14 protein-coding genes are annotated in these 16,056 nt (G+C 66.5%); 10 read left to right on the plus strand and 4 right to left on the minus strand.

Annotated elements, in window-relative coordinates; genetic code table 11:
• Positions 1-8 precede the first annotated feature (8 nt).
• The 4 genes from hisC to mdlC all read left to right on the plus strand — a co-directional run bounded on the left by hisC (position 9) and on the right by mdlC (position 4,497).
• The gene (gene hisC / locus ACVW17_RS00275) at positions 9-1,061 is read left to right on the plus strand and encodes a histidinol-phosphate transaminase (RefSeq protein ID WP_456749932.1); all 1,053 of its coding nucleotides are present in this window, start codon (positions 9-11) and stop codon (positions 1,059-1,061) included.
• A gap of 68 nt (positions 1,062-1,129) precedes the next feature.
• The gene (locus ACVW17_RS00280) at positions 1,130-1,321 is read left to right on the plus strand and encodes a hypothetical protein (RefSeq protein ID WP_456749933.1); all 192 of its coding nucleotides are present in this window, start codon (positions 1,130-1,132) and stop codon (positions 1,319-1,321) included.
• 376 nt (positions 1,322-1,697) lie between these two features.
• Positions 1,698-2,585 carry a BJP family subclass B3 metallo-beta-lactamase gene (blaBJP, locus tag ACVW17_RS00285; RefSeq protein ID WP_456749934.1) on the plus strand — a complete coding sequence of 296 codons (888 nt, stop codon included), beginning with the start codon at positions 1,698-1,700 and terminating at the stop codon, positions 2,583-2,585.
• A gap of 286 nt (positions 2,586-2,871) precedes the next feature.
• A complete protein-coding gene (gene mdlC, locus ACVW17_RS00290) occupies positions 2,872-4,497 on the plus strand; it encodes a benzoylformate decarboxylase (protein WP_456749935.1) in 1,626 nt (541 codons plus the stop codon).
• Positions 4,498-4,799: 302 nt separating this feature from the next.
• On the opposite strand, the gene ACVW17_RS00295 is transcribed toward mdlC, so the two are convergent.
• Positions 4,800-6,341 carry a 4-hydroxyphenylacetate 3-hydroxylase family protein gene (locus ACVW17_RS00295; RefSeq protein WP_456749936.1) on the minus strand — a complete coding sequence of 514 codons (1,542 nt, stop codon included), beginning with the start codon at positions 6,339-6,341 and terminating at the stop codon, positions 4,800-4,802.
• Positions 6,342-6,432: 91 nt separating this feature from the next.
• On the opposite strand from ACVW17_RS00295, the gene ACVW17_RS00300 reads away from it, so the two are divergent.
• The gene (locus tag ACVW17_RS00300) at positions 6,433-6,738 is read left to right on the plus strand and encodes a TetR family transcriptional regulator (RefSeq protein ID WP_456798919.1); all 306 of its coding nucleotides are present in this window, start codon (positions 6,433-6,435) and stop codon (positions 6,736-6,738) included.
• On the plus strand, positions 6,713-7,048 hold the full coding sequence (locus ACVW17_RS00305; protein ID WP_456796665.1) for a hypothetical protein: 336 nt from the start codon (positions 6,713-6,715) through the stop codon (positions 7,046-7,048). The genes ACVW17_RS00300 and ACVW17_RS00305 overlap by 26 nt, the downstream gene beginning before the upstream one ends.
• Before the next feature lie 282 nt (positions 7,049-7,330).
• Here ACVW17_RS00305 and ACVW17_RS00310 read toward each other — a convergent pair whose 3' ends face one another.
• Entirely contained in the window at positions 7,331-8,125 is a 795-nt protein-coding gene (locus ACVW17_RS00310; RefSeq protein WP_456749938.1) for an SDR family oxidoreductase, read from the minus strand.
• A gap of 221 nt (positions 8,126-8,346) precedes the next feature.
• Positions 8,347-9,042, minus strand: coding sequence for a PAQR family membrane homeostasis protein TrhA (gene trhA / locus ACVW17_RS00315; protein WP_456749939.1), 696 nt, complete (start codon positions 9,040-9,042; stop codon positions 8,347-8,349).
• A 183-nt stretch (positions 9,043-9,225) separates the two neighbouring features.
• On the opposite strand from trhA, the gene ACVW17_RS00320 reads away from it, so the two are divergent.
• On the plus strand, positions 9,226-10,689 hold the full coding sequence (locus ACVW17_RS00320; protein ID WP_456749940.1) for a YcjX family protein: 1,464 nt from the start codon (positions 9,226-9,228) through the stop codon (positions 10,687-10,689).
• Positions 10,686-11,717 (plus strand): YcjF family protein, encoded by a 1,032-nt coding sequence (locus ACVW17_RS00325; RefSeq protein WP_456749941.1) that lies wholly within the window; start codon positions 10,686-10,688, stop codon positions 11,715-11,717. The genes ACVW17_RS00320 and ACVW17_RS00325 overlap by 4 nt, the downstream gene beginning before the upstream one ends.
• A 219-nt stretch (positions 11,718-11,936) precedes the next feature.
• Here the strand turns inward: ACVW17_RS00325 and ACVW17_RS00330 are convergent, their stop codons facing one another.
• Positions 11,937-13,487 carry a glycosyltransferase family 39 protein gene (locus ACVW17_RS00330; RefSeq protein WP_456756282.1) on the minus strand — a complete coding sequence of 517 codons (1,551 nt, stop codon included), beginning with the start codon at positions 13,485-13,487 and terminating at the stop codon, positions 11,937-11,939.
• Positions 13,488-13,703: 216 nt separating this feature from the next.
• On the opposite strand from ACVW17_RS00330, the gene ACVW17_RS00335 reads away from it, so the two are divergent.
• Both ACVW17_RS00335 and ACVW17_RS00340 read left to right on the plus strand, forming a co-directional pair.
• Positions 13,704-15,449, plus strand: a complete 1,746-nt coding sequence (locus ACVW17_RS00335) for an adenylate/guanylate cyclase domain-containing protein (protein WP_456749942.1) — start codon at positions 13,704-13,706, stop codon at positions 15,447-15,449.
• Between the two features lie 161 nt (positions 15,450-15,610).
• Positions 15,611-15,838, plus strand: coding sequence for a hypothetical protein (locus ACVW17_RS00340; RefSeq protein ID WP_194459279.1), 228 nt, complete (start codon positions 15,611-15,613; stop codon positions 15,836-15,838).
• Positions 15,839-16,056 lie beyond the last annotated feature (218 nt).

A 16,056-nucleotide genomic window follows, 5' to 3' on the forward strand; every position in this document is an offset into this window, starting at 1 on the left:
ACGGAATCATGAGTCGCTTCTGGAGTTCGGTCGTCCACAATCTGTCGCCCTACGTGCCCGGCGAGCAGCCGAAGATCGACGGCCTCGTCAAGCTCAACACCAACGAGAACCCCTACCCGCCGTCACCGCGCGCGGTGGCAGCGATCACCGCGACCACCGATCGCCTGCGGCTCTATCCGGACCCGCGCGCAACCGCGCTGCGCGAGGCGATCGCGGCGCGCTACGGCGTGACGGCGGACGAGGTGTTCGTCGGCAACGGCTCGGACGAGGTGCTGGCGCACGCCTTTCCGGCGCTGCTGAAGCACGACAAGCCGCTGCTGTTCCCCGACATCACCTACAGCTTCTACCCGGTCTATTGCCGCCTCTATGGCATCAACTACGAGGTGGTGCCGCTCGATGCCGCGATGCGGATCAACCTTGCCGACTACCGGCGCCCGGGCAGCGCCATCCTGCTGTGCAATCCCAACGCGCCGACCGGCATCGCGCTGCCGCGCGCGGCGATCGAGGCGCTGGTCACCGAGCAGCCGGACCGGCTGGTGGTGGTCGACGAGGCTTATGTCGACTTCGGCGCCGAGAGCGCCGTGCCGCTGGTCGCGCGCCACGACAATCTCTTGGTGATCCAGACGCTGTCGAAGTCGCGCGCGCTGGCGGGCCTGCGCGTCGGCTTCGCCATCGGCCAGCGCCCGCTGATCGAGGCGCTGGAGCGGGTCAAGGACAGCTTCAACTCCTATCCGCTGGATTGCTTTGCGATCGCAGGCGCAGTCGCCTCCATCGATGACGAGGCATGGTTCGACGAGACGCGGCAACGCATCATCCGAAGCCGCGAGGCGCTCACCCGCGGCCTCGCTGAGCTGGGCTTCGAGGTTTTGCCATCGCATGCGAATTTCGTGTTCGCCCGCCATGGCGGCCATCGCGGCGCCGATCTCGCCGCCAAGCTGCGCGAGCGCGGAGTTTTGGTTCGGCACTTCCAGAAGCCGCGGATCGAGGATTTCCTGCGCATCACCGTCGGCACTGACGACGAGTGCGGCCGCCTGCTCGCCCTGCTGCGCCAGATGGTCTGACCCCGTTTCGGCTGTCCGCTGGAACCGAAAGCCGGCCTGCGCGTTTCCCCGCCCTGACGGAGGACGCCATGCTTAGAGACGAACAGGTCGCGGTTCTCCGCGACATCGCGCAATCCATTGCCTTTGCCGACGACGTGCAGGGCGAGGTCGACCGGCTCATCAAGGAAGGCTACGTCGCCAAGGACGGCGACCTCTACGAGTTGACGCCGAAAGCCGAGAAGGTGTTGTCCGAGCGCGGCGCCAGCTTCAACCGGGCATAAATGACGCCGCTTCCGGCACCACCTACGCGCCCGGCGCGCACCGTGCCGCGCTGAATTTGATGCCGAGAGCCATGTTTCTTCACCAAGCTGTGCGACCGATCGCGCGTCGCGCATTCCCGTCACTCCGGCACTGGCTTGCCGGCTGCTCGCGAACGATATAGTCGGCGTCCCAGTCCGGCCCATTGGCATCGTGTCCGCCGATCCGAATCTCATGCCCCCCATGGATTGTGGCTGCCCGACGCAAGCGGAGCCGCACCGCGCGTCGCACAGGACGGCGATCCGCCTGTCCGGCCGGGTGCCTCCGGCGCTTGCGATCCGCGTTGCCCGCACGCATAGTGCGGCCCGTGCACGAACAACAACAGGCAGGGAGGCAACCATGAGGACGATCGCAGCCGCGCTGTGCGCGCTCGCGCTGATCGCAACCGGTGCGCAAGCACAGACGTTGAAGGATTTCATGGCCACGGTCATGAAGAAATGGACGGCGCCGTTCGAGCCATTCCAGCTGATCGACAATATCTATTACGTCGGTACCGACGGCATCGCCGTCTACATCATCAGGACGTCGCAAGGACTGATCCTGATGGATACGGCGATGCAGCAGTCGACCGGCATGATCAAGGACAACATCGCCAAGCTCGGCTTCAAGGAAGGCGACATCAAGATCATCCTCAACAGCCACGCCCATCTCGACCACACCGGCGGCTTTGCCGAGATCAAGCAGGAGACCGGCGCGCAAATGATCGCCGGCGAGCGTGACAAGCCGCTGCTCGAGGGCGGCTATTATCCGGGTGACGAGAGCAACGCCGATCTTGCCTTTACGCCGGTCAAGGTCGACCGCACCGTCAAGGAAGGCGACAAGGTGACGCTCGGCGACGTAACGCTGACCGCGCATGCGACGCCCGGCCATTCGCCCGGCTGCACGAGCTGGGAGATGACGGTCAAGGACGGCAACCAAACCCGCAATGTGCTGTTCTTCTGCAGCGGAACGGTGGCGCTGAACCGGCTGATCGGCCGCCCGACCTATCCCGGCATCGTCGACGACTATCGCGCGACCTTCGCCAAGGTCAAGGCGATGAAGGTCGACGTGCTGCTCGGGCCGCATCCCGAAGTCTACGACATGCAGGCCAAGCGCGCGCAGATGAAGGACGGCGCGCCGAACCCGTTCGTTAAGCCGGGCGAAAACGCCAGCTATGTCGCGGGGCTGGAGCAGGATTTCGACAAGCAGCTCGCCAAGCAGACCGCGGCGTTGCAGAAGGCCAATTAGGGGCCATCGCGAAACGTCATCCCGTCATCCTGAGGAACCGCGAAGCGGCGTCTCGAAGGATGCACGGCCCCACTCGGGCCACGCATCCTTCGAGGCTCGCTCCGCTCGCACCAAAGGCGCAGGCTTTGCGCGGAACGACGTGAACTGAACATTTCAGGCCGTTGCCGCGGCAACCATGGGTGCGGCGGCTTGACATCGCCAGGCAATCCATCGACAGGTGGATTGCCTGTCCGCTCTTGCTGTCCGCAATGACGGAACCGAACAAGACAGAAATGGGAGCCGCCCGATGTCGTCGCGCAAACCCGCCGCCAAAGGCAAGACCGTCACCGTCAAGGACGCCACCTTCGGCCTGCTGCGCGCGTGGGGCATCAGGAAGGTGTTCGGCAATCCCGGCTCGACCGAGCTGCCGTTCCTGAGCGACTGGCCCGAGGACATCGATTACGTGCTCGGCCTGCAGGAGGCGTCCGTCGTCGGCATGGCCGACGGCTATGCGCTGGCGACCCGCAATGCCGGCTTCGTCAATCTGCATTCGGCGGCCGGCGTCGGCAATGCGCTCGGCAATATCTACAACGCCTATCGCAACCAGACCCCGCTGGTGATCACCGCCGGTCAGCAGGCGCGCTCGATCATGCCGCTGCAGGCCTTCCTCTATGCCGAGCGCGCCTCGGAATTTCCCAGGCCCTACGTCAAGTTCGCGGTCGAGCCGGCGCGCGCCGAGGACGTGCCGGCCGCGATCGCGCGCGCCTATTACGTCGCGATGCAGCCGCCCTGCGGGCCGACCTTTGTCTCGGTGCCGATCGACGACTGGGCGCACGCGACGCAGGCGCTCGACGCGCGCCAGGTCAGCCGCGAAATCGGCCCGGATGCAGCGGCGATGCAGGCGCTCGTGGCAGCGCTCGGCGAGGCGAAGCGCCCTGCCCTCGTCGTCGGCCCCGCCGTCGATCGCGCGCAAGCCGTCGATCTCATGGTTGACGTCGCCGAGAAGACCAAGGCTGCGGTCTGGGCCAGCCCGTTCTCGGCGCGCTGCTCGTTTCCGGAACGCCATCCGCAGTTTGCCGGCTTCCTGCATGCCGCCCCTGGCCAGCTCTCCGATGCGTTGCGCGAGCACGATCTTGTCGTCGTGGTCGGCGCACCCGTGTTCACCTTCCATGTCGAGGGCCACGCCGCGATCTTCGACGGTGCGACCTCGATCTTCCAGATCACCGACGATCCCGATGCCGCCGCAATGACGCCGACCGGCCACAGCATCGTCGCGACGATGAAGCCGGCACTGTCGGCGCTGCTCGCGCTGCTGCCCGAGACCAGGCGCACCGCACCGGCGGGCCGCATCCTGCCGCCGGGGCCCGCGGCCGGCGATCCGATCCCCGCCGAATACGCGCTGCACGCGCTCTCGGCCGCGATGGGTCCGCATGATGCGCTGGTCGAGGAGGTGCCGTCGCATCGCCCGCTGATGCAGAAGGCGATGCCGATGCGCGGCCAGGACAGCTTCTACACCATGGCGAGCGGCGGCCTCGGCTACAGCCTGCCGGCCGCGGTCGGCATGGCGCTCGGCCGCAGCACGGGGCGCACGGTCTGCCTGATCGGCGACGGCTCGGCGATGTATTCGATCCAGGCGCTGTGGACCGCAGCGCAGCGCAAGCTGCCGCTGACCGTCGTCGTGATGAACAATTCCGGCTACGGCGCGATGCGCTCGTTCAGCCAGGTGATGCAGGTGCGCAACGTGCCGGGCCTCGATCTACCCGGCATCGATTTCGTCAAGCTCGCCGAAGGCATGGGCTGCGACGCAATGCGGGTGACGAAATCGGCGGAGCTGCCGGGCGCCTATAAGCGTGCACTGTCACATCAAGGCGCCAGCCTGATCGAGGTGATGGTCGATTCCGCAGTGCCGCTGCTTTATACGCAGAAAAGCTGAAGGCGAACGCGGCTCCGTCATCGCTTGCGAAGCAGTCAGCTGCGCAAGCACTCTGGCTTCACCCACTCGTTAGGGAGGCACTTGCGGCTGGGTCCCCCCTCTTGTCCGCCGAAGCCTCTTGGCGAAGGCGGATGCGGGGGGAGGGTTAGGGAGAGGGGTGCCACACGGCACACTCTCGATATGAGTCTCTACGCGCGCGATTGAGATTGCGAACGGAAAACTTGCGGCAATCGTCTCGCCCGGGGCTTACCCCTCTCTCCCCCTTGCGGTCCCGCAAGGGGGGAGGGAGCCCGTCCAGTTGCTCACCTTACGAGGGCGGGTTCGTGCTCCACCGCCGGCGGCGCCGGCACTTCGCAGCCGGTGGCGCAGCAGCGGCCGGGTTGTTTCGACACCTGCTGTCCGTCGTCGACCAGGCCGCGGCCGAGCAGATTCTCGACCAGCTCGGCCTTCTCCATCACGGGATAGTTGCGCCAGATCTCGCGCTTCATCGCCTCCGGCGAGCCGCCGCCGTGCAGCGAGATCACCGAATACCAGCCGGCTTCGTGCGAGACGGTGAGGTCCTCGATCAGCCGCGCCACCTCGGCGCGCTGCTCGGCGGGAATATCCGGACGCCCGCCCATCACGGCGGCGAGCGAGGCGCGCGTCTCGGGATTGTGGTCCTCGTCGGGACCCGGGAGCGCCACGATCAGGCCGCCCGAAACGTAATGCGCCACGCGGTGCATGTCGTAGATCTTGGTCGCCAACAAGAGTTTGCCGATGTTGGAGAACACCGCATCCGGCATCACCGAGCCGGCCGGGTCCTTGGTGCAGTAGACCGATGACGCGACGCCGCAGGCGTAAAAGCTCTCGGTGATGGTGATGAGCTCGACCATCGCCTCGCGGATATGGGCGTGCTTCTCGGCATCGAGCCCGTTGGCCTCGATCATCAGAGCACCGGCGCCGATCAGGAGATCGCCGAAGCCGGCGCGCGCACCGATGCAGGAGTGGCGGTGATGCGTAGCATAGGAGGTAGTGAGGAAACCGCCCTCCTCGGTCTCGCCGGCGAGGAACACGCGGTCGTGCGGCACGAACACATCGTCGAACATCACGACGCCGACCGACTGGCCATACTTCGCCGAGAACTTTGCCGAGGCGTCGCCGGGCCGGCCGGCGGGACGCGCGACGATGGTGACGCCGGGTGCATCGACCGGCACGGCGCAGCACACCGCAAAATCCTTGTCGTCGGGCGCGTGGGTGCGGCACGGCATGACCAGGAATTCGTGCATGTACGGCGCGCCGGTGACGATCGCCTTGGTGCCGCGGATCACGATGCCGTCGCGGCGGCGCTCCTTGATGTGGACATAGACGTCCGGATTGGCCTGCAGGCCTGGCCGCTTGGAGCGATCGCCCTTGGCATCGGTCATGGCGACGCCGAGCGTGAGGTCCTGGTCCTGCACCTGGTGCAGATAGTTGAGGAAGCGCTGGCTGTAGTCGGTGCCATGGCGATCGTCGGTCAGCCTGGTCGCCTGATAGAGACCGTTCAGCGCATCATGGGTGAGATAGCGCTGGGCGCAGCCCGATGTCCGGCACACCAGCCGCACCGCCTCGAGCTTGTCGAGCAGGTCCTGCGAGCGCTCATTGATGTGGAGCATGCGGTTGACGGTCTTGCCCGACGTGCCCTGCCGCGCCGTCATGATCGGCACGTGTTCAGGCCGGTGCGCGAAATCGTAGGTCACGCCGACGCCGGCGACGCCCGGCGCCAGCAACGGCTCGTCCGCGACGCTCGCCACGGCCTGGCCATTGACGAAAACCCGTGGCTTGTAGCGGCGCAGGGAGTCCCGGTAGTCCGCAGCCGTCATCAGCATGGCGCTCTCCCTTGCTCATTTATTTGAATGTTGTTAAATTATTGAACACTGTTAGAATTGAGTCAAGAACGGAATCGAACCGGACATGCAGATGCGCGAGAGCAGGAAGGAGGCGGTCAGCCGCCACAAGCGGGAGCTGATCCTGGATGCGGCGCGCAGCGTGTTCGCCGAAGAAGGCCTCGAGGGCGCGAGCCTGCGGGCGATCGCGACGCGCGCCCGGCTACACGCCGGCGGCGCTGTATTTCCATTTCGATTCCAAGGAAGCAATCTATGCCGAGGTGCTGCGGCAATCGCTGGCCTCGCTCGGGCAAGCCGTCAGCACGGCGGTCGCGACCACGCGCGGCGCCAAGCAGAGGCTGCACGCCGCGGGAATGGGCTTCTTCCGCTATTATGCTGAGAACCCGCGCGACCTCGATCTCGGCTTCTATCTGTTCCGCGGCGGCATGAAGCCGGCCGGGCTCGGCCACGACCGCGACTACGTGCTCAACGCCGCGCTGGAGGCCGCGCTGCATCCGATCGCCGAGGCGGCCGAAGCACTCGGTGCGTCGAAGCAGAAGGCGAACACCGTGATGGTCGATTGCTTCGCCCACGCCACCGGCCTGCTGCTGTTGCTGCACACCGGCCGCATCAGGATGTTCGGCGCCTCCGCGCCCGATCTGATGGACGCTTATCTGCGCGAAAAGATTGCGCAGCTCGGCAAGGAGTGAGGCTAGGCTGACGATCAATCCGATTTCGCGAGCCAATTGCGCTGATCACGCGATGGACACCCGCACAAATGAGAATGGCACCGGCGGAAGGGTTCCCTCCCCCCTCTTGTCCGCCGAAGCCTCTTGGCGGATGCGGGGGAGGGAGCCTGACCAATGTGCTCACCCCACGTCGCAGCGAGTTGCGCAATCAGTATTGTAGCCCGGATGGAGCGCAGCGAAATCCGGGATTCACGCGACGACGCCCGCCCCGGATTGCGCTGCGCTCCATCCGGGCTACGGGTCTCACTTCCCGTAAGCCTCGCGCATCTTGGCCTGGATCTTGGCCATGCCGCCGATCCAGCGGTCGTAGTTCTCGGTCTTCTTGCGCATGTAGCCGAGCACCTGCGGGTGCGGCAGGATCAGGAAGCTCTCCTGCTCGATGCCCTTCAGCGCGTCCTGCGCGACCTGCTCGGCGGTGAGATCGCCGTCGCCGGATTGCGGCCCCTTCGGGATCGAGCGCAGCATGTTGGTGTCGACGCCTTGCGGGCAGAGGATCGAAACCTTGATGTTGTCGGCGCGGTGCGAGATCGCGAGGTTTTCGGCAAAGCCGACTGCGGCGTGCTTGGTGGTCGAGTAAGCGGGACTGCCGACCTGCGACAGCAGGCCCGCGGCGGAGATCGTGTTGAGGAAATAACCCTCGCCGCGCGCCTTCATCCGCGGCACCAGATGCCGCGCGGCATAGACATGCGCCATCACATGGATCGCCCAGCTTCGCGACCACGGCTCGTCCGAGGTGCCGCCGGCGTTTTTCGACAGCGGATCGAAGCCGCCGCCGATGCCGGCATTGGAGCAGAACAGCGCGATCGGGCCGAACATGCGCTCGGTCTCCTCGATCACATGCAGGACGTTCTTCTCCTGCCCGACATCGCATTTGAAAGCGGCGCCGCCGACCGAGCCTGCGACCTTTTCGGCCGCGGCATGATCGAGGTCGACCACCACGACCTTGGCTGCGCCCGCGGCATGGAACGCCTCGCACAGCGCCTTGCCGATGCCATTGCCACCGCCGGTGACCACCACCACTTTACCTGCCACCTGCATGGCCGTCCTCCCGATATCTTTGCTTGCTCGCTGTCGATTTGCTCACCCAACCCTGCGCCTCCCGTCATCCTGATGAGCGCGGAGCGCGTCTCGAAGGACGGCCCGGCTGGTGGCCGTCGACCCTTCGAGACGCCGCTACGCGGCTCCTCAGGGTGACGGTGAGGGGCTGAACGGGCCTATCACGAAACATGATAGCCCATCCGCGGCGGATGGCGAGACCTTCAGCTCGCCAGCATGACGTCGAATACCGCCGTGTAGTGGCAGGCGGCGCCACACAGCACGAAGCAGTGCCAGATCGCGTTCTGGAAGCGCAGCCGCCGCCAGGAGTGGAAGATCACGCCGAGGCTGTAGAGAATGCCGCCGGCCAGCACGAAGCCGAGCGCCATCGTCGGCAGCGCCTTGACGACGCGGTCGTAGAGCATGATGCCGCTCCAGCCCATCGCAAGGTAAAGCCCGACCGAGAGCCGGTCGAAACGGCCGGGATAACGGAGCTTGAGCCAGATCCCGACGATCGCGACGCACCACACACCGACCAAGAGCGCAATCGCAAAATAGCTTTCCTTTAGTTCCACGATGAACGGCGTATAGGTCGCGGCGATCAAGAGATAGATCGCGGAGTGATCGAAGCGCCGCAGCACCCATTTGGCGCGCGACACCGGCCAGAGATTATAGGTCGCCGACAGCGTCAGCATCGCGAGCAGGCCGGCGACATAGACCGACACCACGGCAACATCGAACGGGCCGGCATAGACCGCGGTCAGCACGATCAGCGCAGTGGCGGCCACCAGCCCGAAAGCGATGCCGACGAGGTGAACGACGCCGTCGGCGATCAGCTCGGCGCGGTCGTAGTTCCACAATGCGGCGCCGGCCGCGTGGATCGAGCTCGAGGCGAGTTGCTTCAGGCGGAAGACCGTCATGCAGGCTTTCCTGTGTGCCGATAGATATGGGTAGCGCGAGCGCCGCGGCGCGTTCAATCCTGTTGCAATCCCCTGGCCTGCAAAGGCGCCGGAAATGTGAAGCTTGATTTCGGCCCGATAATCGCCACCTTGCGGGTGATCTCCGCCCTTTGGCTCCTCTTGCCGGGTCTTCGTCAACCCTCCATGCCCCCCAGGTTTCGAGATATCGTCGAGGAAGCCCGTCTCTCGGCGCGGGCGCTGCGCGACTATGGCGGGGGTTTGTTCAACCCGACGCTGCGGCTCGGCGTCACCGGCCTGTCGCGCGCCGGCAAGACCGTGTTCATCACCGCGCTGGTGCACGGGCTGACCCGCGGCGGCCGCTTCCCGGTGTTCGAGGCCTACGCCTCTGGGCGGATCGCGCGCGCCTATCTCGCCCCGCAGCCGGACGATGCGGTGCCGCGCTTTGCCTATGAGAACCATGTCCGCACCCTGATCGAGGAGCGGACATGGCCGAGCTCGACCAGCGACATCTCCGAGCTCCGCCTGGTGATCGAGTATCAGCGGCAAAATGGCGCGGACCGCAAACTCACCCTCGATATCGTCGACTATCCCGGGGAATGGCTGCTCGACCTGCCGCTGCTCAACAAGAGCTATGAGCAATGGTCGGCGGAGAGCCTTGCGCTGTCGCGCGAGCCGCTGCGCGCCAAGCTCGCCGCGCCATGGCACGCGCATCTCGCGACGCTGAAGCCCGAGGGCAAGGAGGACGAGCAGGCCGCGCTCGCCGAAGCAAAGCTGTTCACCGACTATCTGCGCGCCTGCCGCGACGAACGCTTTGCGATGAGCCTGCTGCCGCCCGGCCGCTTCCTGATGCCGGGCAACCTCGCCAACACGCCGGCGCTGACCTTTGCACCGCTCGACATGCCCATCGACGGCAGCGCGCCGGACGGCTCCCTGTGGGCCATGATGCGACGGCGCTACGAGGCCTACAAGGACGTCGTGGTGCGGCCGTTCTTCCGCGATCACTTCGCGCGGCTCGATCGCCAGATCGTGCTAGCCGATGCGCCCGCCGCATTCAACGCCGGCCCCGAGGCGCTGCACGACCTCGAGGCCGCGCTCGCCGGCATCCTCGACTGCTTCCGGATCGGCCGCAGCACGATCCTGAGCGCGCTGTTCCGGCCGCGCATCGACCGCGTCCTGTTCGCGGCGACCAAGGCCGACCATCTGCACCATCAGAGCCACGACCGCCTCGAAGCCGTGCTGCGGCGGATCGTGGCGAAAGCCGCCGAGCGTGCCGAATATGCCGGCGCCGGCATCGACGTGGTGGCGCTCGCTGCGGTGCGCGCCACCCGCGAAGCGCAGGTCGCACGCGGCCGCGATCGGCTGCCGTCGATCCTCGGCACCCCAGCCCCCGGCGAGGTCGCCAACGGCGAGCGGCTCGACGGCGAGACCGAAGTCGCGACCTTTCCCGGCGACCTGCCCGACAATCCGGAGGAGCTGTTCAACGGCGGCTTCCGCGGCCTCTCCAGTTCGGACGCCGAGGCGGCCGATTATCGTTTCCTGCGCTTCCGCCCACCGAAGCTGGAACGAAACGGCGACGCGGAGCCGGCGCTGCCCCACATCCGCCTTGACCGCGCCCTCCAGTTCCTGATCGGAGACAGACTGCAATGAACGAGAAGACGCCCCCGCGGCGGCCGGCGACGTTCAAGCTCGACGATCCCGGCGTGGTCGTGATGGATCCGGACGAGGCCGGCCGCCTCACCCGCGGCACGATCCAGATCGTGCGCGAGGCCGAGCCGGCACAGCTGCCGGTGCCAACAGATACGCCGCTGCTGCCGGCACGGCGCGGCTTCCGCTGGGGCACGCTGTTCTGGAGCGCGGTCGCCGGCCTCGTGGTGCTCGGGACCGGGCTTGGCGTGCTCAATCTGGTCGAGGATCTGTTCGCGCGCAACGAAGGTCTCGGCGTGCTCGGGCTGGCGCTCGCCGTCATCGCCGCAGTGGCGCTGGCCGTCGTCACCACCCGCGAACTGGTCGGCCTGGCGCGGCTTGCGACCATCGAGAAGCTGCATCGGCGCGCTAGAGAGGTGCTGATCAGCGACGACCGCGCCGCGAGCCGCGCGATCGTTGTCGATCTGCTCAAGCTCGCGCACCAGACCCCGCAGCTCGCCCGCGCCCGCAGCGCGCTGCAGAGCCACACCGATGACATCATCGACGGCGCCGACATGATCCGCCTCGCCGAGCGCGAGCTGATGACGCCGCTCGACGAGGAGGCGCGGCGGCTGGTGTCATCTGCCGCGCAGCGCGTCTCGGTCGTCACTGCGGTCAGCCCGCGCGCGCTGTTCGACGTGCTGTTCGTGTTCGTGGCGAGCTTGCGGATGATCCGCCAGCTGGCGCGGCTCTATGGCGGCCGGCCCGGCGCGCTCGGCATGATCCGGCTGCTGCGCCACGTCATCGCGCATCTGGCGATCACCGGCGGCATGGCCGCGAGCGATAGCCTGATCCAGCAGATGCTCGGCCACGGTATCGCGGCAAAACTCTCGCAGCGGCTCGGTGAAGGCATGCTCAACGGCCTCTTGACCGCCCGCCTCGGCCTCGCCGCGATCGACGTCACCCGCCCGCTGCCCTTCAATGCTTTGCCGCGCCCGGCGCTGACCGATCTGGCGAAGGACCTGATCCGCAAGCGCGAGGAAGCGGAGTAGCGTGTAGGGTGGGCAAAGCGCAGCGTGCGCACCATCAACAGTAACGCAAGATGTGGTGGGCACGCTGCGCTTTGCCCGCCCCTACGAATGCGACGATCACGCGATGTCAGTTGCTGCGCCCTCTCCCCTTGTGGGAGAGGGCGGCTCAAGTGCTCATCACGAACTCGCTTGGGTGAGGGGTATCCATCCACATGCACTGTGCCCGCGGAGACATACCCCTCATCCGGCAGCCTTCGGCTGCCACCTTCGCCCACAAGGGGAGAAGGTGATCTCGCAAGGCTCCAGATGCATCGCCAGCACGCGCCAGCGGAAGAAGGTGGTGTCGGGCGGCGGCGACAGATTTGGGGTCCAGCCAGTGATCATCTCCAGCGCATAGGTGTCCATCGCCATGCCGCGCCAGCTCCGCGTCACGCGCTCCAGCGGCTGGCGGACCGCTGATGTCTCGCTCCATAGCGGCAGATTGTTCTCGGGCTCGCGTCCGACATAGATGCCTGTGTGATCGCGGATCTTGTCCATGCCGGGATCGGCAAAGCCCTGGAAGCGTCCGCGCTCGTTGACCTCGATCACCGGCAGCTTCCCGCGCAGCATCCAGCGCAGCATCGCATAGGTGCGATAGTCCGTGGTCGCGACCCAGGTCGCGCCGGTCGACTGCACCTGCGCCAGCACGCGCGCGGCCACGGCGTCGTAGCCGGCCTCGGTGCCGATCGGGTCGGTGCGGCCGATCAGATTCCACGGCGCGAACATGTAATAGAGGAAGACGCAGACGACGAACAGGATGCCGGTCGAAATCGCAGTCCTTGCCCAATACACCGTCGACTTGATGAGCTCGATCGACCAGCCCTCGAACGGCATTCGCGTGACATTGATGGCAACCGCGGCAAAGCCCGCCGGCCACAGGAACATCGGCCAGGTGTCGCCAACCCGCAAAGTCAGGGACTTCCAGAGGAAGTAGATCAACGGCACCAGCACCGCGGTCGCCAGCAGGATCGCGACCGGCTCGCGCCTGAGATAGCCGCGCCATGCCATCAGCACTGTTGCGAACAGCGTCACCGGCAGCAGCACGAAGCCGACCAGGCCGAACTGCATGCCGATGAACTCGCCCAGTGTGCGGAAGGTCAGGTCGCGCTCGGCGGTGGCGCGCACCGCCTGGAAGCGGAACGAGGCCCAGTCGTGCTCCGCGTTCCAGATCAAGACCGGCGAGAACACGATGATCGCGACCAGCGCGGCGAGATAGGGGTATGGACTGCGCAGCCAGCGCCAGCGCCAGTCAGGCACCAGCGCGAAGGCGAGCACCGCCGGCGCGAACATGATCGCGGTGAATTTCGACAGCAGCGCCAGTCCGGCGAACAGCCCTGCGGCGAGCCACCAGCGCCCGTCATTGCTCTGCGCGAGCCGCACCAGCGACCACAGCATCGCCACCGAAAACGGGATCAGCGCGGTGTCGGGCGCGACCTTGGCCATCAGCAGCCCGTAATACAGCGCCGCCTCCGGCAGCAGCAGTGCCAGCATCACGGCGCGGACATTGTCCGATGTGGCGCGGCGGACGATGTCGGCAAGCAGCAGCTGGGTCGCCAGCATCGCCACGATGCCGCCGAGCCGGACGCCGAGATTGGTGTCGCCGAGGATCGCCGTGCCGAAGCGGATGAACCAGGCGACCATCGGCGGATGGTCGAGGAAGGACAGCACGTTCTCCTTCGACCAGGTCCAGTAATAGGCCTCGTCGGTGCGCAGATCGAGCGCGTGGGCATAGACCAGCCGCATCGCGGTCATCGCAACGATCACGGCGATGACGCCGCGCCAGTCCGCCGCGCGCGCACGGGCCGGCTTAACGCGGATGTTATCGGGAGGGGCTATCGTCACGGCGCGCTTTTTGTTCGACTCTTAACGGAGTGTCAACGTTCGGCACGGCCCGCCAATGCGGCCGTCCGGACCCGCGATGGTGTTCAGCGCGGGAATTAAGCACTAGACTTGCCGATCATGAATCACATGGCCTCCCCCTCGCGCGAGCACCTGCAGGATCTCCAAGGTTTGGCCCGCGGCGTCGGCCTGCGGCAGGTGCGCCTCGTCACGGGGGCGATCATGTTCGCCTACCTGATCAGCCATTTCCTCAACCACGCGCTCGGCAATATCTCGACCGAGGCGATGGCGATCGGGGTGCACTACCACACCGAGTTCTGGCAGTTCCTGCCGGTCGCGATCGTGTTCTACACCGCCTGCCTGGTGCACACCGGGCTCGGCATCTGGGCGCTTTTTTCGCGCCGCGAGTTCCACTGGAAGGCGATCGAGCCGCTGCAGCTCACGCTCGGCCTCAGCGTCCCGATGCTGATCGTCGCGCACGTCGTCGGCGTGCGGCTCGGTCAGACCCTGTACGGGCACGAGAAGCTCTACCCGCAGGAGCTGTACACCTTCTTCATCGCCTCGCCCGACCGGCTGTGGGTGATGCTGGCGGTGCTGGTGATCGCCTGGGTGCATGGCTGCATCGGCCTGTATTTCTGGCTGCGGCTGCGCGCGTTCTTCCAGCGGGCCGCGCCGTTCCTGCTCGCGACGGCCGTGCTGATCCCGACCCTGGCCATGCTCGGCGTCTATCAGGCCGGCCGCGCCACGGTGGCGGACTATCAGGATCCCGACTGGCGGCGCGAGGAGCTGTCGGTGCAGAAGCTCGGCACGGCAGCACAGGGCGCCATGCTCGAGAAGATCACCGACGGGCTGTCGATCGGCTATCTCGGCCTGCTCGGCCTCGTGCTGCTCGCACGCGGCGCGCGTGCGCTGCTGGAGCGCCGCGGCGGCATGATCGCGCTGTCCTATGGCAACGGCCGCACGCTGCGGGTGCCGAAAGGGCTGAGCGTGCTGGAAGCGAGCCTGCGCTACAACGTTCCGCATGCCAGCGTCTGCGGCGGCCGGGCGCGCTGCTCGACCTGCCGCATCCGCATCATCGGCGATCACGCCGCCTTGCCCGAGCCGTCGCCGCGCGAGGCCTTCGTGCTGCACCGGGTCGGCACCGACGATCCGTCGATCCGGCTCGCCTGCCAGCTGCGCCCGACCGGCGACCTGACCTTCTTCCAGCTGTTCCTGCCGAGCACGATGTCGGCGAACGCGCACGCCGCCAATCCGGCGCGGGTCGGCCAGGAGCGTTATCTGGTCAGCATGTTCGTCGACATGCGCGGCTCGACCCAGCTTGCCGAGAAGCGGCTGCCGTTCGACACCGTGTTCATCGTCAACCGTTTCCTCGGCGCGGTGTCGCAGGCGGTGCTGGAAGCCGGCGGGCGGCCGAACCAGTTCATCGGCGACGGCATGCTGGCGCTGTTCGGACTCACCACCGAGCGGCATGATGCCTGCCGCCAGGCGCTGCGCGCAGCGGCGCTGATCTCGGCCAATATCGACGAGCTGAACCAGTTCCTCAGCCACGATCTGCGCGAGCCGATCCGCTTCGGCATCGGCATCCATGGCGGCGAGGTGATCGTCGGCGATATCGGCTATCGCGACCACATGGTGTTCACCGCGCTCGGCGATGCCGTCAACGTCGCGGCAAGGCTGCAGGACATGACGAAAGCGCTGGCCTGCGAGGCTGTCATCTCCGACGAGGTGCGCGCCACCGCGGGCCTCGCCGACGATGCCCTGCCGGCGCAGGAGGTTGCGATCCGCGGCCGCAACGAGCCGATGGCCGTGCGCACGGTCGAGACCACGCGCCTGCTGTCGACGCTGGTCGACGACCGCCGCGCCGTCGCCGCCTGACCGGAATCCCCACCCCACCTCGAGTGTGATCTTCCGCACATCCGAACGCGGGTTCGGCAGCGATGCTCGAACGCGTCCCATCCCGGATGCGACTGACGGACGATGGGTAACACTGCAACCGCGCCGCGACAGCGTTCAACGCGCATCTGAAGGAGACGACCATGCTTCGCAAAGTCACGCTTGCCCTCGCGACTGCCGCAACGCTTGCTGCCGCCGCGTTGGCGCCGACCGCAGCCTCCGCCAAGCCGTTCTTCTGGCATCCGTACCATCATCACTTCTGGGGTGGCCCGGGCATCTCCGTCGGCTTCGTCGATTCCGGCTGCTACGTCACCCGCCTGGTGCTGACGCCCTACGGTTATCGCTATCGCACCGTGAACGTCTGCTACTGATCGAACCAATTACCTGGAATCGAAATGCCCCGGTCGCCTGATGCGATCGGGGCTTTTCGTTACTGCAATGCAACGCCGGTAAGCGCTGCGAAAGCTCAATTGACTTGCAGTTGTCAGGTGCGACATTTGTGACCGCGCGCAGTCGATGATGCGACGGCGCGCAAGGCAATCCGGGCCTGGTGATGACCAGCCCGGGACAGAACAGCTTCGGAGGAAGC

The sequence above is a fragment of the Bradyrhizobium sp. USDA 4473 genome (assembly GCF_054063335.1).

Coding starts and splice junctions, on each gene's coding strand:
- ACVW17_RS00305 (WP_456796665.1), top strand. CDS start 6,713: ATGGGCTTCTTCCGCTATTATGCTGAGAACCCGCGCGACCTCGATCTC.
- hisC (WP_456749932.1), top strand. CDS start 9: ATGAGTCGCTTCTGGAGTTCGGTCGTCCACAATCTGTCGCCCTACGTG.
- mdlC (WP_456749935.1), top strand. CDS start 2,872: ATGTCGTCGCGCAAACCCGCCGCCAAAGGCAAGACCGTCACCGTCAAG.
- ACVW17_RS00295 (WP_456749936.1), bottom strand. CDS start 6,341: ATGCTGATGACGGCTGCGGACTACCGGGACTCCCTGCGCCGCTACAAG.
- ACVW17_RS00330 (WP_456756282.1), bottom strand. CDS start 13,487: ATGACCGCGATGCGGCTGGTCTATGCCCACGCGCTCGATCTGCGCACC.
- ACVW17_RS00280 (WP_456749933.1), top strand. CDS start 1,130: ATGCTTAGAGACGAACAGGTCGCGGTTCTCCGCGACATCGCGCAATCC.
- trhA (WP_456749939.1), bottom strand. CDS start 9,042: ATGACGGTCTTCCGCCTGAAGCAACTCGCCTCGAGCTCGATCCACGCG.
- blaBJP (WP_456749934.1), top strand. CDS start 1,698: ATGAGGACGATCGCAGCCGCGCTGTGCGCGCTCGCGCTGATCGCAACC.
- ACVW17_RS00320 (WP_456749940.1), top strand. CDS start 9,226: ATGCCCCCCAGGTTTCGAGATATCGTCGAGGAAGCCCGTCTCTCGGCG.
- ACVW17_RS00340 (WP_194459279.1), top strand. CDS start 15,611: ATGCTTCGCAAAGTCACGCTTGCCCTCGCGACTGCCGCAACGCTTGCT.
- ACVW17_RS00300 (WP_456798919.1), top strand. CDS start 6,433: ATGCGCGAGAGCAGGAAGGAGGCGGTCAGCCGCCACAAGCGGGAGCTG.
- ACVW17_RS00335 (WP_456749942.1), top strand. CDS start 13,704: ATGGCCTCCCCCTCGCGCGAGCACCTGCAGGATCTCCAAGGTTTGGCC.
- ACVW17_RS00325 (WP_456749941.1), top strand. CDS start 10,686: ATGAACGAGAAGACGCCCCCGCGGCGGCCGGCGACGTTCAAGCTCGAC.
- ACVW17_RS00310 (WP_456749938.1), bottom strand. CDS start 8,125: ATGCAGGTGGCAGGTAAAGTGGTGGTGGTCACCGGCGGTGGCAATGGC.